Source organism: Pseudomonas sp. SWRI179 (genome assembly GCF_014268705.1).
Taxonomy (GTDB): Bacteria; Pseudomonadota; Gammaproteobacteria; order Pseudomonadales; family Pseudomonadaceae; genus Aquipseudomonas; species Aquipseudomonas zanjanensis.
This window is the reverse complement of the sequence record NZ_JABWRA010000054.1, coordinates 1-19091: the sequence shown is the minus strand read 5'-3', so window position 1 is coordinate 19091 and position 19091 is coordinate 1. Positions and strand designations below refer to the sequence as shown.

Here is a 19091-nt window from a genome sequence, read left to right as displayed (position 1 = left end):
GGCGACCGGTCATTGCCGGTCGGCCTGTCAGCGGTAGGACTTTTATTGAAAACAGTGGCTCAGTTGGTGTGCGCGCCCTGATTGATCCAGGCGCCGATCAGGTCGCGTTCCTGCTGGGTCATCTGGGTGATGTTGCCCAACGGCATGATCTGGGTGGTTACGGCCTGGGCCTGGATGCGCGCGGCTTCTTGCTGAATCTGCTGCGGCGTGTCGAACATCACCCCGCCCGGCGCGGCGCTGAACAACGGGCTGGTGGGCTTGGCCGAGTGGCAGACCGAGCAGCGTTCCTGGATCACGCTGTGGACCTTCTCGAACGAAGGGCCTTGGGGGCTGGCGGCCTGGGCCGGTTTTTCCGCTGGCGCTGCCGGGGCCGTTGCGGGCTTGGCGCCACCGCCCACGGCGGTTTCCGGCAGGGGCTGGTACTCGATGGCGGCCGGCGCCTTTGCCACTTCCGGTGCGCTGGAGATGGGTTTGGGTCCGGTGACGTAGGCCAGGCAAATCATCGCCAGGGCGCCGACCGGCAGCGTCCAGGCAAACCGGTTGCTGTCATGGCGCGTGTTGAAGTAATGCCGCACCAACACCGCCGCCACGGCGATACCGGCCAGGATCAGCCAGTTGTATTGGCTGCCGTAGGTGCTCGGGAAGTGGTTGCTGATCATGATGAACAGCACCGGCAGGGTGAAGTAGTTGTTGTGGCGCGAACGCAGCAAGCCCTTGGCCGGCAGCGCCGGGTCGGGGGTACGGTTCTCGGCGATGGCCGCGACCAGGGCCCGTTGTGCCGGCATGATGATGCGGAACACGTTGCCCACCATGATCGTGCCGATGACCGCCCCGACATGCAGGTAGGCCCCGCGACCGCTGAACACCTTGCTGAACCCGTAGGCCGCGGCGATCAGCAGCACGAACAGAATCAGGCCGAGCAGGGCGGGGCGCTTGCCCAGGGCCGAGTCGCAGAGAAAGGAATAGACGAACCAGCCGACCAGCAACGAACCGATGCCCAGGGCCACGCCTTCAGCACCGCTCAGGCTGCTGCCGGGGGCCAGCAGGTAGACGGTCGGGTTCCAATAGAACACCACGCACAACAGGGCGATGCCCGACATCCAGGTGAAGTAGGCCTCCCATTTGAACCAGTGCAGGTTGTCCGGCATGGACGGTGGCGCGAGTTTGTATTTTTCCAGGTGGTAGATGCCGCCACCATGGATGGCCCACAGGTCGCCGGCCAGGCCGCTCTTGGGGTTGACGCGATTGAGGTTGTTTTCCAGCCAGACGAAGTAGAACGACGCGCCGATCCAAGCCACGCCAGTGATCATGTGAACCCAGCGAATGCTCAGGTTCAGCCATTCCAGCATATGTGCTTCCACAGTCTTTACCTCTCGCCCGTCACGCTTGTTTTCGCGTGATCGGACCTTCTCTTATTGGTGGGGGGCGAGGATCAAACACTCATCCTCTTTGAAAAAATGCTCATCGCAGTTATTGCCTGTGCCACTGCGATCAACCACCAGGAAGTCATCCCGCTTTTCGATCGTCAGCACCGGGTGGTGCCAGACGCCGCGATGGTAATTAATGCCCTGCCTGCCGTTGGTGACGAAGGCGCGGACCAAGCCTGATACAGGTGCATCGCCAAGTGGCGCGACCACGATCAGAAAGGGGTTGCCGAGCAGCGGAATGAAGGCCTGGCTGCCCAGCGGATGGCGCTCCAGCATGCTTACGGTCAGCGGCATGTCCAGCGCGTCGGCGCGGAAGATGCTGATGATCGCCTTGTCGTCCGGCGTGGCGGTTTCCACCGTCGCCAGGCGATGGAAGCGCATGGTCGAACCGTTGTTGATCATGAAGTGATCGCTGCCGTCGGTTTCGATCACGTCACCGAACGGGGCGAAGGCTTCTTTGGTCAACGGTTCGATCTTGAGAGTGCGCATGCTGGTCTTCTTATCCAAAAATTCTGTGTTGTTTGTTCTGGCGCCTTCGCGAGCAAGCCCGCTCCCACATTTGGAATGCATTCCCCTGTGGGAGCGGGCTTGCTCGCGAAGGGCGCGCCGCTTACTTCGCTACCTTGCCAAGCACCCGCAGGCGACTCACGCCACCGTCCGGGAACACGTTCAGGCGGATATGGGTGATCGGTCCCAGGGTCTTGATCTGCTCGGCGAAGGTGTGTTCGGCGTGCATTTCCAGCTTCTGGCTCGGCAGCAGTTCACGCCAGAACAGCGACTGGGTTTCGATCTGGCTGTCGGTGCCGCCCTTGACGAACGCGCCTTGGATCGAGCAGCTGTCGGGGTAGTTGCCCTTGAAGTGCAGGGTGTCGACGACGACCTGTTCAACGATGCCGGCATGGCCCAGGGCGACGATCACCCAGTCATTGCCCGGGGTGCGACGACGGGCGGTTTCCCAGCCATCGCCCATGTTCACGCCACGGCCCGGGTTGAGGATGTTGCTCATGCGCCCGAAGTGTTCGTCGGAGCAGGCCAGGGCGCGGCCACCGTTGAGGGCGGCGGCCAGGTCGATCTGTTCGTTGTCGCCCACGGCCGACCAGTCGCGGTACGGAATGCCGTAGACCCGCAGGCGAGCCACGCCGCCGTCTGGATAGATGTTGAAGCGCAGGTGGCTGAAGGCCTGGTCATTGCTGATTTCGTGGTAGTGGTGGCTGTTGCCTTGCAATTCGACGGCCGACAGTACTTCAGTCCACTGGGTGTTTTCGTCCGGTTCGCCTTCGCTCAGGAAGCAGGCTTCCAGGGAGGCCGACGGTGGGTAGTTGCCGGTGAAGAATGAGGTGTCGATGTCCACGCCCTTGATCGAGCCCGCCACGCCGAGGCGGATCACCGCGCTGTCGTAGCCTTCGAAGCGCTTGCGCCGCGATTCCCAGCCGTCCATCCACTTGCCATTGTCATCGAACACGCCCTCCTTCCACACGGCCGGGGTCGGCTGGAACAGGCGGTTGGCGTCGGCGAACCAGTCATCGGTGACCGAGATGATCTTGGTGCCCAGGCGGGCGTCGGCCAGGTTGACGAACTTCTCGAAAGGTACGGCGTAAGCTTTCATTCTTCTTGTCTGCCTTTAAATAGGTTGGCTGGGGATGCTTGCAGGGCCTCGGGTCGCAGGGCTGCTCGCTAAAGGGTCAGTAATCGGAACAACGCGATTTTGTTGATCTCTGCCAGCGCGCATTTGAATTCGGCGTCTGCCGAGTGATGGATGCGCGTTTCGAATGCCGCGAGGATCTGGTGCCGGTTGCTGCCTTTTACCGCCATGATGAAGGGAAACTTGAACTTGGCCTTGTAGGCGTCGTTCAGCTCGGTGAAGCGCTGGAACTCTTCGGCCGTGCATTGGTGAATACCGGCGCCGGCCTGTTCGTTCGTGCTGGCTTCGGTCAGTTGGCCCTGGACGGCGGCTTTACCGGCCAGGTCCGGGTGAGCGTTGATCAGCGCCAGTTGGCTGGCGTGATCGGCACTCAACAGGATGTCGCTCATGCGCTGGTGCAGGGTTTCGATTTCGTCGATCGAGGGATCCTGGCCCAGGTCGAAGGCCTTCTCGGCCACCCATGGCGAATGTTCGTAGATATCGGCAAAGGCTTTGACGAACGCTTCGCGACTCAAGGTGGAAGGCTTGAGGGTCTGGAACGCGGTCATTTGGACGCTCCCTGATACGGATGGGTTTGCTGCCAGTGGCGAGCGATGTCGACACGACGGCTGAACCAGACGTGATCATGGCCTTTGACGTATTCGAGAAAGCGCTTGAGGGAGGCCAGTCGCGCAGGGCGGCCGATCAGCCGGCAATGCAGGCCGATGGAAAGCATCTTCGGCGCCTCGGCCCCTTCGGCGTACAACACGTCGAAAGCATCCTTGAGGTACTGGAAGAAATCATCGCCCTTGTTGAAACCCTGCACCTGGGTGAAGCGCATGTCGTTGGTGTCGAGGGTGTAGGGGATCACCAGGTGCGGCTTGCCGGTGGGGTTGTTCGGCTCCCAGTAGGGCAGGTCGTCGTCGTAGGTGTCGCTGTCGTAGAGGAAACCGCCTTCTTCCATCACCAGCCGACGGGTGTTCGGGCCGGTGCGGCCGGTGTACCAGCCCAGCGGACGTTCGCCAGCGATTTCGGTGAGGATGCGGATCGCTTCGAGCATGTGCTCGCGTTCCTGGGCCTCATCCATGTACTGGTAGTCGATCCAGCGATAGCCGTGGCTGCAGATCTCGTGGCCGGCGGCGACCATGGCGCGAATCACGTCTGGATGGCGCTGGGCGGCCATGGCTACGGCGAAAACGGTCAGCGGGATATCGAATTCCTTGAACAGCTTGAGGACACGCCAGACGCCGGCACGGCTGCCATACTCGTACAGCGACTCCATGCTCATGTTGCGCTCGCCCTGCAGCGGTTGCGCCGCGACCATCTCCGAAAGGAACGCTTCGGATTCCTTGTCGCCATGGAGGACGTTGCGCTCGCCGCCTTCTTCGTAATTGAGCACGAAGGACAGGGCGATGCGAGCATTGCCCGGCCAATGGGGATGGGGAGGGTTACTGCCGTAACCGATCAGGTCGCGTGGGTAGTCAGCGCTCACTGCAGTTTTCCTTCTTGTTCGAACCATGTAGGTGGCGCCCCGGTGATGAGTTTCAGGCTGGCGTCACGACGATGGAGTGATTGTATACAACTTTATGCGCGATTTGTAAGCCTGAATTTTTGCCTTTTTCACTGTGGCCCTGGCAGGGTCTACACTGCAAGAAACCTGCCCAGTCGGTCAATGAATCGTCGGGAGGGTCTTGTATTCATTGGTTTGACTTAAACCTGGGGTTGACGTGCCGTCGCGCAGTCGAAGGGCTAAATATCTGTTTTTTATTGTGTACAATTTTCTTTTAAAGTGTCTTAATTTGCTCATCGCCGTGGCGTTTCGTGCTCCGAAACGGTGCGGCCTGTCTTTCAACTGAATCAGGAGGCGTCGGGCCGGACTGCACTGCAGCGAGGCGCGCACAAGCAATGGGACGTTTGACTACTCACGTTTTGGATGCCGCACATGGCTGCCCGGGCAGCTCGATCAAGATCGAACTGTACCGCGTGGAAGATTCGCAACTACATCTGGTCGCCTGTGCACTGACCAACAGCGACGGCCGTTGCGATGCGCCCCTGTTGCAAGGAGATGACTACCGTTCGGGCGTTTATCAATTGCAATTCCACGCCGGTGATTACTACCGCGCCCGTGGCGTGCAAATGCCCGATCCAGCGTTCCTGGATGTGGTGGTGCTGCGCTTCGGTATTTCGGCCGAGCAGGACCATTACCACGTGCCCTTGTTGATTTCGCCCTACGCCTATTCAACGTATCGAGGCAGTTGATCCCCCAAGCAACTGCCTTGTCCTGGAAGCGACTGCGCATTAGCTTCTTTGGTTTTTAGCCCGCTCACACTGCGGGCTTTTTTTCGTCCATGAAAAATGGGGTGTCTGGGAGGGTGCCTTCGCGAGCAAGCCCGCTCCCACACTTGAAATGCATTCCAATTGTGGGAGCGGGCTTGCTCGCGAAGCTTTTGCCTTTCAGCGACTCAACAACGAGGCCGCCCCCGCGCCACCAAACAACCCGGCGCTGACCCGGTTGAACCAGCCCTGGCCTTTACCCGTACGCAGATACCGCGCCGCGCCGTGGGCACCGAGGCCATAAGCCAGCTTGCACAGCAGGTCGAGTACGGTCCAAGTGGCGATCATGATCAGCAGTTGCGGCAGGAATGGCTGTTCGGCGCTCAGGAATTGCGGCAGGAACGCAGCGAAGAACAGGATGTCTTTCGGGTTGCTTGCCCCCAGCACGAACGCGCGGCCGAAGAGGGTGCGAAAGCGCGGGACGGCGACAGCCTGGGGCACTTCGGCGCCTTGGGCCGGTTGGCGCGATTGCTGCCAGCTCTGCCAGGCCAGGTAGAACAGGTAGAGGGCGCCGACGATCTTCAGGGCGCTGAACAACTGCTCCGAGGCCATCAACAATGCACCGAGCCCCAGCGCCGAAGCGCTCAGCAGGCAGATCGACGCGATCACGCCCCCCAGGAATGCCGGATAGGAGCGGCGCAGGCCGTAGTTCAGGCTATTGCCGATCATCAACAACGACAACGGGCCGGGGATGAGGATCACCACCAATGCGGCGCCACTGAACAACAGCCAGGTTTCCAGATTCATTGCTTTGCTCCTGATGTACAAAAGCCTCACCCAGGGGGTGAGGCGAGTGAATACGGTTGCGCTTACAAGAAGATGAACTTGGCGATGAAGATCGCGCAAAGCACCCACAGGCTGACGGAAATTTCCTTGTGTTTACCGGTGCCGGCCTTGAGCACCACATAGGTGATGAAACCCAGGGCGATGCCGTCGGCGACCGAGAACGTCAGGGGCATCATGATGGCCGTGACGATGGCCGGAATGCTGTCGGTTGCTTCGTCCCATTCGATGTGGGCCATGCCGCCCATCATCAGCATGGCGACGTAGATCAAGGCCCCGGCCGTGGCGTAGGCCGGGATCATCCCGGCCAGCGGTGCGAAGAACATGGCGGCAATAAATAGCACACCGACGGTCACGGCGGTAAGCCCCGTGCGGCCACCTGCCGCCACACCAGCGGCGCTTTCCACGTAGCTGGTCACCGGCGGCACGCCGACCATGGCGCCAAATACGCTGGAGGCACTGTCGGCTTTCAAGGCGCGGGACAGGTTCTCGATCTTGCCATCGGCTTTCACCAGGCCGGCGCGCTGGGCAACGCCCATCAGGGTGCCGGCGGTGTCGAACATGTGCACGAAAAGGAAGGCCAGCACCACGCTGATCATGCTGATGTTGAACACGCCGGCCACGTCCATCGCCATCCAGGTCGGAGCCAGGCTCGGCGGCGTCGAAATGACGCCGTTGTACTGCACCAATCCCAGGCCCCAACCGGCCAGGGTCACGGCGATGATGCTGATCAGGATCGCGCCGAACACACGGTGATAACTGAGCACGGCGATCATCAGGAAGCACACCGCGGCCAGCAACGGACCGGGTTCGCGCAACGAGCCGAGCTTGATCAAGGTGGCAGGGCTGTCGACGATGATCCCGGCGGTTTTCAGGCCGATCAGCCCGAGGAACAACCCGACCCCCGCGCCCATGGCGAAGCGCAGGCTCACCGGAATGCTGTTGAGCAGCCACTCGCGCACCCGTGACAAGGTCAGGAACATGAACAGCACACCGGAGATGAACACCGCGCCCAATGCGGTTTCCCAGTTGTAGCCCATGGTGCCGACCACGGTGTAGGTGAAGAAGGCGTTCAGACCCATGCCCGGCGCCAGGCCCACCGGCCAGTTGGCGTACAGGCCCATCAGCAGGCAACCCAGGGCCGCGGCGATGCAGGTGGCGACGAATGCGGCGCCGTGATCGATGCCGGCGTCGGCCATGATGTTGGGGTTGACGAAGATGATGTAGGCCATGGTGATGAAGGTCGTCAGGCCAGCAATCAGCTCGGTCTTCACCGTGGTGCCATGCAAGCTGAGTTTGAAGAGGCGTTCAAGCCAGCCACTGCGTAGTGGCGGCGAGAGGTCCAGCGTCCGGGCTTCGGGTTTGCGGCTTTCCACAGCGAGTACTCCTCAAGAGTCTTATTGTTATTTCCAGCACCGCACACGCCCTGGGGGTGGCCGCGATGCGCTGAGGCAGGTAAGGCTGGCGAGGGTATGTTGACCTGTTGGTCAGGAACTCGCACGAAGCGAATTATGCTTTTGTATACAAATAATGCAAATAATGTTTTCTGTGTTGTCGACGAAATGTTTGGCGATAGGGATATATCGCCTATGCGGACGCTATCGCGAGCAGGCTCGCTCCCACAGGGTTCATGGGTGAACACAAATCTTGCATTCATCACAGCCCACTGTGGGAGCGAGCCTGCTCGCGATGGCGTCGGATCAGACGCCGTCAGTCACTGGATTTCCCCAGTGCCAGGTTCACCGCCAGCCACCCATCCACCGCCGCTTCCCCGGCGTCGGCAAACACCCGCTCCAGCAATTTCACCTGTTCACGCCGCAACGCCTGCTCGAACCGCCCGCCCTCGGCGGTCAGTTCCAGCAGCCGTTTGCGTTTGTCGGTCTCGGACGCGACGCTGTTCACCAAGTGCATTTCCATCAACTGCCGCAACGGCATGTTCAACGCCTGCTTGCTCACCCCAAGCAGGGCCAGCAATTCCTTTACGCTCAATGACGGATAGCGGGCGATGAAAAAGACGATGCGCTGGTGGACCCGGCTCAAGCCACGACGCTCAAGCATTTCATCGGCCTTGGCGGTGAACGCCTGGTAACCGAAGAAAAACGCTTCCATGGCCATTTGTTGGGAGGCAGGGTTTTTAAGGTCAAGCATATTGACGTATCCACAGAGGTCGGCGTAATTTCGGTCAACCAGTTTGACTCATTATTCCAGCGACCGGCTACAGGTGACCCATGGCTTTTTCCGAACGTGTCTCGCGCCTCAAAAGTTCTTTGATTCGAGAAATCCTCGCGGCGGCGCAGCGTCCTGAGGTGATGTCGTTCGCTGGCGGCCTGCCGGCCGAAGCCATGCTGCCGAAAGTGGAATGGGCGGCCATGCCATTGTCCATGGGCCAGTACGGCATGAGCGAAGGCGAACCGGCCCTGCGTGAGGCCCTGGCAGCCCAGGCGCGGGCGCTGGGCGTGGCCTGTGAGGCGAGCCAGGTGCTGGTGGTCAGCGGCTCCCAGCAAACCCTCGATTTGGCGGCCAAGCTGCACATCGACGTGGGCACCGAAGTGATGCTCGAAGCACCGACCTATCTGGCAGCGTTGCAGATTTTCCAGCTGTTCGGCGCCGACTGCATCACCGTTCCCCTGGAGGCCGACGGCCCGGACCTGCAGCAGTTGCGGGCCCGGCTGGAGCAGCATCGCCCAGCGTTTATCTACTTGATCCCGACTTTCCAGAACCCTTCGGCGGTGCGCTACAGCGAGGCCAAGCGCGATGCGGTGGCGGCACTGCTGGACGAGTTTGGCGTCACCCTGATCGAGGACGAGCCCTACCGCGAGCTGACCTTCGATGGTGGCAGTGCCACGCCGATTGTCAGTCGCTTGAAGAAGGCCAGTTGGATCTATACGGGCACCGTGTCGAAAACCCTTCTGCCGGGGCTACGGGTGGGTTACCTGATCGCCAGCCCGGATCTGTTTCCGCACCTGCTGCGGCTCAAGCAATCGGCGGACCTGCACACCAATCGCATCGGCCAGTGGCAGGCGCTGCAATGGATCGGCACCGAACAGTACCGCAGCCATTTGAGTGAGTTGAGGGATTTCTACCGGGACCGTCGCGATCGGTTCCAGGCGGCGTTGCAAACGCATTTCGCTGATATCGCGGATTGGAACGTGCCCCAGGGCGGGTTGTTTTTCTGGCTGACCCTCAGGCAACCGCTGGACACCCGCACCTTGCTCGCCGCCGCCCTGGCGGCCGACGTGGCATTCATGCCGGGAGAGCCGTTCTTTCCTGAGCCGGACCAGCATCCGGGGCACTTGCGCTTGAACTTCAGCCACATCGACCCGGCGCGGCTGGATGAAGGGCTCAAGCGGCTGGCGGGCGTGGTGCGGGAGGCGTTGGCTGCAAAAGCAGCCTGATTTATGCGGTGGCTGGGCTGGCCCCATCGCGAGCAGGCTCGGCTCCCACAGGGGACTTGGTGAACACTGGATTTGTATTCACCACTGTTCTCTGTGGGAGCCGAGCTTGCTCGCGATGAGGCCAGTCGCCACACCATAAAACTATCAGGCCGCAGAAAACCGCTTATCCAAATAATCAATGATCACCTTGGACTCATACATCCAGGTGGTCTCGCCATTCTCTTCAATGCGCAGGCACGGCACTTTGATCCTGCCCCCTTGCTCCAGCAGCGTCTGACGATCCTGCTCGTTGTTTTTCGCATCGCGCAGGGCCACCGGTACGTTGAGGCGACGCAGGGTACGGCGAGTCTTTACGCAGAACGGGCAGGCATGGAATTGATACAGCGTCAGGCTGCGAGCGGCCTGGTCGACCTGCGCCTGGGCCTCGGCCGGGCGCTGTTTCTTGCCAGGGCGGGTGATGAAGTCGATGAAAATGATGAGCTGGCCCAAGCCAACTCGAAGCGCTTTGACGATCACGGTATTCAGCCTCGCGGCAGGGAAGAAGAGGGCGCGCAGCTTACCTGATTTTTCACGGGCGAAAAAAAACCGGCGATCAATGCCGGTTTTCTTCTTGCGACGCGTTACTTGATAAGGCTGAGGAATTCGCTGCGAGTGGCGGCGTTTTCACGGAACTCGCCGAGCATCACCGAAGTGATCATCGAGGAATTCTGCTTTTCCACACCGCGCATCATCATGCACATGTGCTTGGCCTCGATCACCACCGCCACGCCCAGGGCGCCGGTCACTTGCTGGACCGCGTCGGCGATCTGGCGGCTGAGGTTTTCCTGGATCTGCAGGCGACGGGCGTACATGTCGACGATACGCGCGACCTTCGACAGCCCCAGTACCTTGCCGCTCGGGATGTAGGCCACGTGGGCCTTGCCGATGAAAGGCAACAAGTGATGCTCGCACAACGAGTACAACTCGATGTCCTTGACCAGCACCATCTCGCTGTTATCGGAGCTGAACAAGGCACCGTTGGTGACTTCTTCCAGGGTCTGTTCATAACCGCGGCAGAGGTACTGCATGGCCTTGGCAGCGCGCTTGGGCGTGTCGAGCAGGCCCTCGCGGGAAACGTCCTCGCCCAGTTGGCCGAGAATCGCGGTGTAATTCTGTTCCAGAGACATGAAACTACCTGTGGGATTTTACGCAAAGGGCAAGGGTACGGTGGCGGACACGGCGCTGCAAGCTCGGCAAGCGAGGGCTATTCGTCGCGGCCTTCCATCATGGTGCGCTTGAGCATCACGTAGACCGCCCCGGCGCCGCCGTGTTTTGCCTGGCAGGAGGTGAAGCCCAGCACTTGCGGGTGCTGGCGCAGCCAGGTGTTGACGTGGCTCTTGATCATCGGCCGCTTGCCGTCCAGGCGCACGGCTTTGCCATGGGTGACGCGCACGCAGCGGATTTCGAACTTGGTGGCTTCGGCCAGGAACGCCCAAAGGGTTTCCCGGGCCTTTTCGACGGTCATGCCGTGCAGGTCGAGGCTGCCTTCGAAGGGAATCTGGCCGACCTTCAGCTTGCGCATCTGGCTTTCCTGGACACCGTCGCGGGCCCACATCAACTCGTCTTCCGGCCCGACGTCGATCACGAACTGATCGGACAAGCCGTCCACGGTGGTGGCGTCGGTGCGCACGGTGGCGGCCTGGCGCAGCTTGGCGATTTGCGCGCGATCGGCCTTGGGCTTGCCGGTCTCGGCACGGTCGTGTTTGATCGGTTTTACGCCCTGGATCGCACTCTTGAACAGGGAAAAGTCGTCGTCTTGCATGTCAGCCTCCGCGAAGCCGGCCAGTTTACCCAACTCTGGCGGGATCCGGCGCGACAAAACGTCGGGTGGCGAGTCAGTCGTGCTTTTTCATCAGGTGCGGAGCCATGGCCAGCTCCAGGGATTGGCGGGCGCGACGGCGGCAGCGGCGCCAGAGCCAGACGCCCAGCAACAGTACGAAAAGCCCGACTGCCAGGATGATCGTCGAACCCATTGGGGTGGCATTCAACTCGCCCAGTGCGGGAGGGCGGCCCAGCAGGCTGGCGGCACCGGCCATGGCCAGCAGTACACCGAGTGTTGCCAGCAGCGCAGCGATCGCCGCGCCGAAACGAAACCGCCAGTTACTTGGGCCCTTGGGCCGCAAGCGACGTGCGTCAAAACCATCGGATAACTTCATTCCGACCTTCCTCAATGGGTATCGGCCCTTCGACCGGAAGATATTCGGGTTGTTCCTGAAGGTAGGGCAATTGCGGCAAATGAGAGGCTTTTGCGGATGAGCGGCGGGAGTGGCCGCTCATCAAGGCGCATCAGATGAAGTCGCGGGTCAGGGCCAGGGTGGCGAAGTTGTCGGCCATGATCGCCATTTCGGTCTGCTGCACGTGCTCGGCGCTGAGGACACCGCCCTTGTACGGCAAGTCGCGCGTGGCGCAGGCGTCTTCCACCAGGGTGCAGCGAAAGCCCAGGTTCTTGGCGGCGCGCACGGTGGTGCTGACACTGGAATGGCTCATGAACCCGCACACGATCAGGTCCAGGGGGCCGAAGTCTTCCAGGCGTTTTTTCAGCTCGGTGCCATGGAAGGCGCTGGGCAGCAGCTTTTCGACCACGGTTTCGTCGCCCTGGGGTTCGAGGCCGGGGATGAACTCCCCGCGTTCACCTTGTGGATCGAACAGCCCGCCATGGGTGCCCAGGTGGCGCACATGCACGATCGGGCGACCGGCTGCGCGGGCCGCGCCGAGCAATTGCTTGATGTTCGCGACGGCTGCATCCATGCCGCTCAGGGCCAGGGGCCCGGCGAGGTATTCTTTCTGGGCATCGATGATGATCAAGGTCGCTTGACTCAGGTTGGCCGCTGCATAACCACGGCCGCTGAGTTGAAACATCGTTTTTGGAACGGACATTCTGGGGCTCCTTCGAGTGGGGCTTTTGCGACATTCTCCTCTGGCTGAGCGGTTCTGTGAATCGCTTCCATCGCAAGGGCCGCCGTTGCTGGCCTACAGCCTTGTCAAGATGCTCGTCTCGTTCAATAGGCGATGCAAAAAACGGATGATTCCTACGGTTGGTCCGGCGCTTTTCGTTCGTCATCGGGGCGCGTTTGGGTGACGCCGCGTTTGACTGGTAGACTCGCCCGTCGATTTTTCTGGAGTTTGCCGCCGTGATCACTTCCCGTCTCCGTACCCTGCGCGACCATATCCGTTGGGCCGTCAGCCGTTTCCATGGAGAGGATCTGTTTTTCGGCCATGGCACCGATAATGCGTGGGACGAAGCCAGGCAACTGGTGTTGGGCGCGTTGCATCTGCCGTGGGAAATCGCCGACAGCTACCTGGACTGCCGTCTTGAAGACGAAGAACTGGTCCATGTGCAGCGTCTGCTGCGCCGACGCATTGCCGAGCGCATTCCGACGGCCTACCTGTTGGGTGAGGCCTGGTTCTGCGGGATGTCGTTCATTGTTGATGAGCGCGTGCTCATTCCGCGCTCGCCCATCGGTGAGCTGATCGAAAAGCGTTTCGAGCCTTGGTTGGGCCAAGCGCCGGCACGGATTCTCGATCTGTGCACCGGTTCCGGCTGCATCGGCATCGCCTGTGCCTATGAATTCCCGGAAGCCGAAGTGGTGCTGGCCGACCTGTCGTTCGAAGCGCTGGAAGTGGCCAACCAGAACATCGAGCGCCACGGTGTCGATGAGCGCGTGTTCACCGTCCAGGGTGATGGTTTTGAAGGGTTGCCAGGGCAACGTTTCGACCTGATCGTGTCGAACCCGCCCTACGTCGATGCGGAAGATTTCGCCGATATGCCCCAGGAATACCAGCACGAGCCGGAATTGGGCCTGGCCTGTGGCGATGACGGCCTGGACCTGGTTCGGCGGATGCTGGCCGAGGCGGCCGATCATCTGACCGAGAAGGGGCTGTTGATTGTCGAGGTGGGCAACAGCCAGGTGCACGTCGAGGCGCTGTACCCCGAAGTCGATTTCGCCTGGCTGGACTTCGAGCGCGGCGGGCATGGCGTGTTCATGCTCAGCGCCGAGCAGTGCCGCCAACACCAGGGGTTGTTTGCTTCGCGGGTTTGATCTCTGTGACCGCTTTTGTGGCGAGGGAGCTTGCTCCCGCTGGGCTGCGAAGCAGCCCCCGCTTTAATGGCTCAAAATGATATTTGCCAGATTTACGACTGCTGCGCAGCCGAGCGGGAGCAAGCTCCCTCGCCACGGGATTGGATGTGGTCATCTCATTCAACGTTGGGATCAGTGCCGCGTCGCAATCCAGATCAGCAACCCCGCCTGAAACATGGCGAAGGCCACCAGGCAGGTGATGGTGAAGCGCAAGCCGGTGTCTTCGCGCTTGAACTTGGTGACCTTCTCTTCCTGCTGCTTGAGTTTGACTTCCTGTTCCGCCAGGTTCTGCTCGGCTTGTTGCAGCATCTGCGCGGCTTCGAGGATGGTCACGAACTGCAGCTTCTCGGTGTTCCAGTCGCCGACCAAATCGCCAACCTGGGCCGACTTGATACTACCCTTGAGGTGCTGGGCGTCGGCGTAGGCCACCTCGAAACCCTGGGCCTTGAGGAAGCGATCGCGGCGCAGGCGCGTGTCTTCGTTCAGGGCGTCCTTGTTATCCAGGTCGGTGCCGTCTACCTGATAGGCCGACCAGCGTTTCTTGGCCCAGGTAATACCCTGGGCCGCGAGGAAACGGCCGATGCCACGGTTCAACGGCTCGACTTGCAGGTTGTCCGGGGAAAAAGTCAGGCGTTTCTCGACGTGATCGGCCCAGACGTCCAGATGATTCTGTTCCTTGCGCACCCGCTGGTTCGGCAGCTGGAGGGTCATGCGCAGCAGGCTGCGTTCCTTGCTGTGGCGCTCGACATAGCTGAACTCGACAAACCGCAACGGCCGAACACCGGTGGCACGGTCGGTCTTGAGCGGCGCCAGGCGGAGCATTTTGTGATGCTCGGTATGCACGTCGGCCCACGGCAGCTCCACCGCAGGCGAGGCGGGGGCTTCGGCAGCGGTGTCGGGGGAAGCTTGAGTTTCAGTCATAACGGCAAAATCCTGTCCAGGCCGGCGGGTCGGTAGCCATTGCGCTATCCGACACCGGGTTATCGGCCATTTTTGCCATTACTGAAATTAAATCGACTAAAACCGCCTAACGCGCGGCTAACGAGTCAATAAAACGCAGAATCCGCGCACCGAGTTCGGCCGCCAGGGGCAAGTTGGGGTCCTTATAGGAGGCCAGTTGCCGTTTCACGTCGTTGGGCACGATGCGCATCACGTGATTCATGCCCTCGATCAGCGCCAGTTCGGCGTCGGGCTTGGCGGCTTTCAACTGCCGGGCATCATCGACGCTGACCTGGATGTCGTTGCTGCCCTGGATGATCAAGGCCGGCATCTTCAACGCGGCGAAGGCCCGGGCCGGGTCCTGGCGGAACAACGAGATCAGGTAGGGTTGTACGCTGGGGCGGAAAATCACTCGCAGTTGCGTCGGCACGTTGTCGTCGAGTCGCCCGGCCTTGAGGCTGTCGAGCAGCTCATTGCTGCGCAACATCAGCGGCGGTGGCAGGCGGTTGCTCAATTGTTGGCGCAGTACCTGGTCGATTGGTCGGGCACTGCCGGACAGGGAAATGACCGCCGCCGCGTTGGCCTGGGGCGCGGCGAGGCTGGCGATCAACGCGCCTTCGCTGTGGCCCAGCAGGATCAACGGGCCCAGGCGTGGGTCGGCGGCGAGCTTGCGGCTCCAGGCCACGGTATCGGCGACATAGGCCTCGACGCTCAGGTTGCGCTCGTCCGGCGTCGCTGCGAGGCTGGCGGCCACGCCGCGTTTGTCATAGCGCACGCTGGCAATGTTGTGCCTGGCCAGGACCCAGGCCAGGCGCTTGAGGCTGTCGTTGCGCCCGCCCTCGGGGTTGTTACCGTCGCGGTCTGTAGGACCGGATCCGGAAATGATCAGGACAACCGGCACGGGCGTGTCGGACTTGGGCAGCAACAATGAGCCGAATAGTTCGCCATTGCCGGTGTCGAGGCTGATCGGGCGTTGCAGCACCGTGGCCTGGGCCAGGCAGGAAAACAGGCCGGTGAACAAGGTAAGGCTTAGGGCTAGCAGCTTTAACATCATCACGCCATTAGTTGCGAGGGTGCCGGTTGGACTGGTGGCCGCCGATAAGGTTCGAGGATGAACTACGCGGGGAGCCTGCGTATACTGGCGCCCACTACGAATCCAAGGTTGAGTCTCTCAGCGTTTTTCACGGAGCACCCTGCATGTCCGGCAATACCTACGGCAAGCTGTTCACTGTCACCACCGCGGGCGAAAGCCATGGCCCGGCGTTGGTCGCCATTGTCGACGGCTGCCCGCCGGGCCTGGAGATTTCCCTGGACGACCTGCAGCGTGACCTGGACCGCCGCAAGCCCGGCACCAGCCGCCACACCACCCAGCGCCAGGAAGCCGATGAAGTTGAGATCCTCTCCGGCGTGTTCGAAGGGCGCACCACCGGCTGCGCCATCGGCCTGTTGATTCGCAACACCGACCAGAAGTCCAAGGACTACTCGGCCATCAAGGACCTGTTCCGCCCGGCCCACGCCGACTACACCTACCACCACAAATACGGTGAGCGCGACTACCGTGGCGGCGGTCGCAGCTCGGCCCGGGAAACCGCCATGCGCGTGGCGGCCGGGGCGATTGCCAAGAAGTACCTGGCCAGCCAGGGCATCGTCATCCGTGGTTACATGAGTCAGTTGGGCCCCATCGAAATCCCGTTCAAGACCTGGGACTCGGTGGAGCAGAACGCCTTTTTCTGTCCCGATCCGGACAAGGTGCCAGAACTCGAGGCCTACATGGACCAACTGCGCCGGGACCAGGACTCGGTCGGCGCAAAGATCACCGTGGTCGCCGAAGGCGTGATGCCGGGCCTTGGCGAGCCGATCTTCGACCGCCTCGACGCCGAGCTGGCTCATGCGCTGATGAGCATCAACGCGGTGAAAGGCGTGGAAATCGGCGCCGGTTTTGCCTGCGTCGCCCAGCGTGGCACCGAGCACCGTGACGAACTGACGCCTGAGGGTTTCCTCAGCAATAATGCCGGTGGCATCCTCGGCGGCATTTCCTCGGGCCAGCCGATCGTGGCGCACCTGGCCTTGAAGCCGACGTCCAGCATCACCACGCCGGGGCGCTCCATCGATATCCATGGCAACCCGGTCGATGTGATCACCAAGGGCCGTCACGACCCCTGCGTCGGCATTCGTGCCACGCCCATCGCCGAGGCGATGATGGCCATCGTGCTGATGGATCACCTGCTGCGTCATCGCGGCCAGAACGCCGACGTGCGCGTCAGCACCCCGGTGCTGGGGCAGCTTTGATGGTCGGCCTGCCAGTCGCCGTGGCCTGACGACCGTGGCGGCACTGCCGTACTGGCGGCTTTCCAGCTTCTATCTGTTCTATTTCGCGCTGCTCGGTTCGACGGCGCCGTTCCTGGCGCTGTATTTCGATCACCTGGGGTTCAACGCGGCGCGCATCGGCGAGCTGGTGGCCATCCCCATGCTGATGCGTTGCGTGGCGCCGAACATCTGGGGTTGGCTGGGGGATTACACCGGCCGACGCCTGGCAATCGTGCGGTTTGGCGCGATCTGCACGCTGTTGGCCTTCTCGCTGATCTTCATCGACAAAAGCTACGCCTGGCTGGCGATGGTCATGGCGTTACACGCATTTTTCTGGCACGCGGTGTTGCCGCAGTTCGAAGTCATTACCTTGGCCCATCTGAGCGGGCAGGCCTCGCGCTACAGCCAGATCCGCCTGTGGGGCTCCATCGGTTTCATCATCACTGTGGTCGTGCTCGGTCGCTTGTTCGAATGGCTGAGCCTGGACATCTACCCGGTGGCCCTGGTGTTGATCATGGCCGGCATCGTCCTTGCCAGTTTCTGGGTGCCCAATGCCCAACCATTGCAGGGGCCGCGAGTCGCGGGGGAGGGCTTCCTGCGGCAACTGCGCAACCCTGGCGTACTGGCGTTCTACACCTGCGTGGGCCTGATGCAGGTGAGTCACGGGCCGTATTATACCTTCCTGACGTTGCACCTCGAACGCCTGGGCTACAGTCGCGGTTTGATCGGCCTGCTCTGGGCGGTCGGCGTGGTGGCAGAGGTGTTGGTCTTCCTGCTGATGAGCCGGATCCTGGCGCGGTTTTCCGTGCGCCGGGTACTGCTGGCGAGTTTCCTGCTGGCGGCGTTGCGCTGGTTGTTGCTGGGTTCGCTGGCCGAATTTCTCTGGGTATTGTTGTTTGCCCAGGTGTTGCACGCGGCGACCTTCGGCAGCTTTCACGCCGCCGCCATCCATTTCGTGCAACGCAGCTTCGGCCCTCGCCAGCAAGGCCAGGGGCAGGCGCTGTATGCGGCGCTGGCCGGCACGGGCGGGGCCTTGGGCGCGTTGTATTCCGGCTACAGTTGGAATGCCCTGGGCGCCAGTTGGACGTTCAGCCTCGCCAGCCTCGCGGCCTTTGCGGCAGCCGTTATCATTGCGACACGTATGCAAGAGGACCGGCCATGAGCCTTCGAACCGTTAATTTGCTGGAGCCATTTTCATGAGTAGCCTGTCCGTCTATCACGTTTCGAGCCCTGAGATTCCGAACAAGGTGTTGACCCACTTCGAGGACATTGCCGCGACGTTGGCTGAGCAAGGTGTTCGTTTTGATCGTTGGGAAGCGGCGGTGAAAATCCAGCCGGGTGCCAGTGAGGAGGAGATCATTGCGGCTTACCAGGTTCAGATCGATGGGTTGATGACTGAGCGGGGGTATGTTGCGGTCGATGTGGTTAGCGTTAGAAGCGATCACTCGGAACAGGCCGAGCCGCAGGCTGAGTGGCTTGATGAGTATCGCCATAGCCAGGACGAGGTACGGTTTTTCGTCAGTGGTCGAGGGTTGTTTAACCTGCACATTGGCGATTATGTCTTCGCTGTATTGTGTGAAAGGAACGATTTGATCACGGTGCCTGCTGGTATGCCGCATTGGTTTGATGGGGGGGAGCGGCCGTATTTCGTTTCGATTCGGTTGTCTGGTGATTTGCAGGGGGCGGTTGCTGAGCTTACTGGAAATGATATTGCTCGACGGTTTTCTCGTTTGGAAGATTGACCGCGTTCTTAGGGTTGGTGTGTATATCCATTGCTGCGGTAACGGCGATGAGGCCGCCACATCCAGCATCACCGCAAACTGATCCACCGCCTTCGCGAGCAAGCCCGCTCCCACAATGGATCTGCGGTGAACACAAGACTCATGAACACCCAAGATCCCCTGTGAGCGAGCCTGCTCGCGATGAGGTCGGCACATCCAACATCACCGCCAACTGACCCACCGCCTTCGCGAGCAGGCTCGCTCCCACAATGGATCTGCGGTGAGCACAAGACTCATGAACACCCAAGATCCCCTGTGGGAGCGAGCCTGCTCGCGAAGAGGCTGGCACATCCAACATCACCGCAAACTGATCCACCGCCTTCGCGAGCAAGCCCGCTCCCACAATGGATCTGCGGTGAACACAAGACTCATGAACACCCAAGATC

General features: G+C 61.2%; 21 protein-coding genes. 6 read left to right on the top strand and 15 right to left on the bottom strand.

The annotated features are described in order from the left end of the window. Positions 1-59: 59 nt before the first annotated feature. From HU767_RS24105 to puuE, 5 genes are all read right to left on the bottom strand, one after another. On the bottom strand, positions 60-1361 hold the full coding sequence (locus HU767_RS24105) for a urate hydroxylase PuuD (protein ID WP_186730645.1): 1302 nt from the start codon (positions 1359-1361) through the stop codon (positions 60-62). 51 nt (positions 1362-1412) lie between these two features. Further along, positions 1413-1916 carry an ureidoglycolate lyase gene (locus HU767_RS24100; RefSeq protein ID WP_186730644.1) on the bottom strand — a complete coding sequence of 168 codons (504 nt, stop codon included), beginning with the start codon at positions 1914-1916 and terminating at the stop codon, positions 1413-1415. Positions 1917-2037: 121 nt separating this feature from the next. Further along, positions 2038-3033, bottom strand: a complete 996-nt coding sequence (gene alc / locus HU767_RS24095; RefSeq protein ID WP_186730643.1) for an allantoicase — start codon at positions 3031-3033, stop codon at positions 2038-2040. A 68-nt stretch (positions 3034-3101) separates the two neighbouring features. Continuing rightward, positions 3102-3617, bottom strand: a complete 516-nt coding sequence (uraD, locus tag HU767_RS24090; protein WP_039594512.1) for a 2-oxo-4-hydroxy-4-carboxy-5-ureidoimidazoline decarboxylase — start codon at positions 3615-3617, stop codon at positions 3102-3104. Continuing rightward, entirely contained in the window at positions 3614-4540 is a 927-nt protein-coding gene (gene puuE, locus HU767_RS24085; protein ID WP_186710100.1) for an allantoinase PuuE, read from the bottom strand. Before puuE ends, uraD begins: the two co-directional genes overlap by 4 nt. Before the next feature lie 413 nt (positions 4541-4953). On the opposite strand from puuE, the gene uraH reads away from it, so the two are divergent. Beyond that, positions 4954-5307, top strand: a complete 354-nt coding sequence (uraH, locus tag HU767_RS24080; protein WP_186730642.1) for a hydroxyisourate hydrolase — start codon at positions 4954-4956, stop codon at positions 5305-5307. A 195-nt stretch (positions 5308-5502) separates the two neighbouring features. On the opposite strand, the gene HU767_RS24075 is transcribed toward uraH, so the two are convergent. The 3 genes from HU767_RS24075 to HU767_RS24065 form a co-directional block, all read right to left on the bottom strand. After that, entirely contained in the window at positions 5503-6129 is a 627-nt protein-coding gene (locus tag HU767_RS24075) for a LysE family translocator (RefSeq protein ID WP_186710089.1), read from the bottom strand. Positions 6130-6191: 62 nt separating this feature from the next. Continuing rightward, complete coding sequence (locus HU767_RS24070) at positions 6192-7541, bottom strand: NCS2 family permease (protein WP_186730641.1); 1350 nt, start codon at positions 7539-7541, stop codon at positions 6192-6194. Between the two features lie 334 nt (positions 7542-7875). Continuing rightward, the gene (locus tag HU767_RS24065) at positions 7876-8313 is read right to left on the bottom strand and encodes a MarR family transcriptional regulator (RefSeq protein WP_186710087.1); all 438 of its coding nucleotides are present in this window, start codon (positions 8311-8313) and stop codon (positions 7876-7878) included. An 80-nt stretch (positions 8314-8393) separates the two neighbouring features. Here HU767_RS24065 and HU767_RS24060 point away from each other — a divergent pair, with 80 nt between their 5' ends. Continuing rightward, positions 8394-9560, top strand: a complete 1167-nt coding sequence (locus HU767_RS24060; RefSeq protein ID WP_186730640.1) for a PLP-dependent aminotransferase family protein — start codon at positions 8394-8396, stop codon at positions 9558-9560. Positions 9561-9704: 144 nt separating this feature from the next. On the opposite strand, the gene HU767_RS24055 is transcribed toward HU767_RS24060, so the two are convergent. The 5 genes from HU767_RS24055 to HU767_RS24035 all read right to left on the bottom strand — a co-directional run bounded on the left by HU767_RS24055 (position 9705) and on the right by HU767_RS24035 (position 12476). Continuing rightward, the gene (locus tag HU767_RS24055) at positions 9705-10076 is read right to left on the bottom strand and encodes a glutathione S-transferase N-terminal domain-containing protein (RefSeq protein WP_186710078.1); all 372 of its coding nucleotides are present in this window, start codon (positions 10074-10076) and stop codon (positions 9705-9707) included. A 104-nt stretch (positions 10077-10180) separates the two neighbouring features. Next, positions 10181-10726, bottom strand: a complete 546-nt coding sequence (gene folE / locus HU767_RS24050) for a GTP cyclohydrolase I FolE (RefSeq protein WP_003204506.1) — start codon at positions 10724-10726, stop codon at positions 10181-10183. A gap of 77 nt (positions 10727-10803) precedes the next feature. After that, entirely contained in the window at positions 10804-11361 is a 558-nt protein-coding gene (locus tag HU767_RS24045; RefSeq protein ID WP_025214971.1) for a Smr/MutS family protein, read from the bottom strand. A 73-nt stretch (positions 11362-11434) separates the two neighbouring features. After that, on the bottom strand, positions 11435-11755 hold the full coding sequence (locus tag HU767_RS24040; protein WP_186710076.1) for a hypothetical protein: 321 nt from the start codon (positions 11753-11755) through the stop codon (positions 11435-11437). A 130-nt stretch (positions 11756-11885) separates the two neighbouring features. Beyond that, complete coding sequence (locus HU767_RS24035; RefSeq protein WP_014339619.1) at positions 11886-12476, bottom strand: cysteine hydrolase family protein; 591 nt, start codon at positions 12474-12476, stop codon at positions 11886-11888. Positions 12477-12730: 254 nt separating this feature from the next. On the opposite strand from HU767_RS24035, the gene prmB reads away from it, so the two are divergent. Beyond that, the gene (gene prmB, locus HU767_RS24030; RefSeq protein ID WP_186710074.1) at positions 12731-13639 is read left to right on the top strand and encodes a 50S ribosomal protein L3 N(5)-glutamine methyltransferase; all 909 of its coding nucleotides are present in this window, start codon (positions 12731-12733) and stop codon (positions 13637-13639) included. A 171-nt stretch (positions 13640-13810) separates the two neighbouring features. Here prmB and HU767_RS24025 read toward each other — a convergent pair whose 3' ends face one another. Next, the gene (locus HU767_RS24025) at positions 13811-14599 is read right to left on the bottom strand and encodes a hypothetical protein (protein ID WP_186730639.1); all 789 of its coding nucleotides are present in this window, start codon (positions 14597-14599) and stop codon (positions 13811-13813) included. Between the two features lie 106 nt (positions 14600-14705). Continuing rightward, positions 14706-15671 (bottom strand): alpha/beta fold hydrolase, encoded by a 966-nt coding sequence (locus HU767_RS24020; protein ID WP_186730655.1) that lies wholly within the window; start codon positions 15669-15671, stop codon positions 14706-14708. A gap of 143 nt (positions 15672-15814) precedes the next feature. Here HU767_RS24020 and aroC point away from each other — a divergent pair, with 143 nt between their 5' ends. The 3 genes from aroC to HU767_RS24005 are packed head-to-tail and all read left to right on the top strand — an operon-like array spanning position 15815 to position 18666. Further along, complete coding sequence (aroC, locus tag HU767_RS24015; protein ID WP_186710070.1) at positions 15815-16906, top strand: chorismate synthase; 1092 nt, start codon at positions 15815-15817, stop codon at positions 16904-16906. A gap of 34 nt (positions 16907-16940) precedes the next feature. Next, complete coding sequence (locus HU767_RS24010; protein ID WP_186730638.1) at positions 16941-18086, top strand: MFS transporter; 1146 nt, start codon at positions 16941-16943, stop codon at positions 18084-18086. A 34-nt stretch (positions 18087-18120) separates the two neighbouring features. Continuing rightward, positions 18121-18666, top strand: a complete 546-nt coding sequence (locus HU767_RS24005) for an acireductone dioxygenase (RefSeq protein ID WP_186730637.1) — start codon at positions 18121-18123, stop codon at positions 18664-18666. Positions 18667-19091: the final 425 nt, after the last annotated feature.

What these genes read in the sequence shown, in the direction of transcription:
- HU767_RS24100 (WP_186730644.1), bottom strand. Translation starts at nt 1,916, where the DNA reads ATGCGCACTCTCAAGATCGAACCGTTGACCAAAGAAGCCTTCGCCCCG.
- alc (WP_186730643.1), bottom strand. Translation starts at nt 3,033, where the DNA reads ATGAAAGCTTACGCCGTACCTTTCGAGAAGTTCGTCAACCTGGCCGAC.
- uraD (WP_039594512.1), bottom strand. Translation starts at nt 3,617, where the DNA reads ATGACCGCGTTCCAGACCCTCAAGCCTTCCACCTTGAGTCGCGAAGCG.
- uraH (WP_186730642.1), top strand. Translation starts at nt 4,954, where the DNA reads ATGGGACGTTTGACTACTCACGTTTTGGATGCCGCACATGGCTGCCCG.
- HU767_RS24075 (WP_186710089.1), bottom strand. Translation starts at nt 6,129, where the DNA reads ATGAATCTGGAAACCTGGCTGTTGTTCAGTGGCGCCGCATTGGTGGTG.
- HU767_RS24065 (WP_186710087.1), bottom strand. Translation starts at nt 8,313, where the DNA reads ATGCTTGACCTTAAAAACCCTGCCTCCCAACAAATGGCCATGGAAGCG.
- HU767_RS24060 (WP_186730640.1), top strand. Translation starts at nt 8,394, where the DNA reads ATGGCTTTTTCCGAACGTGTCTCGCGCCTCAAAAGTTCTTTGATTCGA.
- folE (WP_003204506.1), bottom strand. Translation starts at nt 10,726, where the DNA reads ATGTCTCTGGAACAGAATTACACCGCGATTCTCGGCCAACTGGGCGAG.
- HU767_RS24045 (WP_025214971.1), bottom strand. Translation starts at nt 11,361, where the DNA reads ATGCAAGACGACGACTTTTCCCTGTTCAAGAGTGCGATCCAGGGCGTA.
- HU767_RS24040 (WP_186710076.1), bottom strand. Translation starts at nt 11,755, where the DNA reads ATGAAGTTATCCGATGGTTTTGACGCACGTCGCTTGCGGCCCAAGGGC.
- HU767_RS24035 (WP_014339619.1), bottom strand. Translation starts at nt 12,476, where the DNA reads ATGTCCGTTCCAAAAACGATGTTTCAACTCAGCGGCCGTGGTTATGCA.
- HU767_RS24025 (WP_186730639.1), bottom strand. Translation starts at nt 14,599, where the DNA reads ATGACTGAAACTCAAGCTTCCCCCGACACCGCTGCCGAAGCCCCCGCC.
- HU767_RS24020 (WP_186730655.1), bottom strand. Translation starts at nt 15,671, where the DNA reads ATGATGTTAAAGCTGCTAGCCCTAAGCCTTACCTTGTTCACCGGCCTG.
- aroC (WP_186710070.1), top strand. Translation starts at nt 15,815, where the DNA reads ATGTCCGGCAATACCTACGGCAAGCTGTTCACTGTCACCACCGCGGGC.
- HU767_RS24005 (WP_186730637.1), top strand. Translation starts at nt 18,121, where the DNA reads ATGAGTAGCCTGTCCGTCTATCACGTTTCGAGCCCTGAGATTCCGAAC.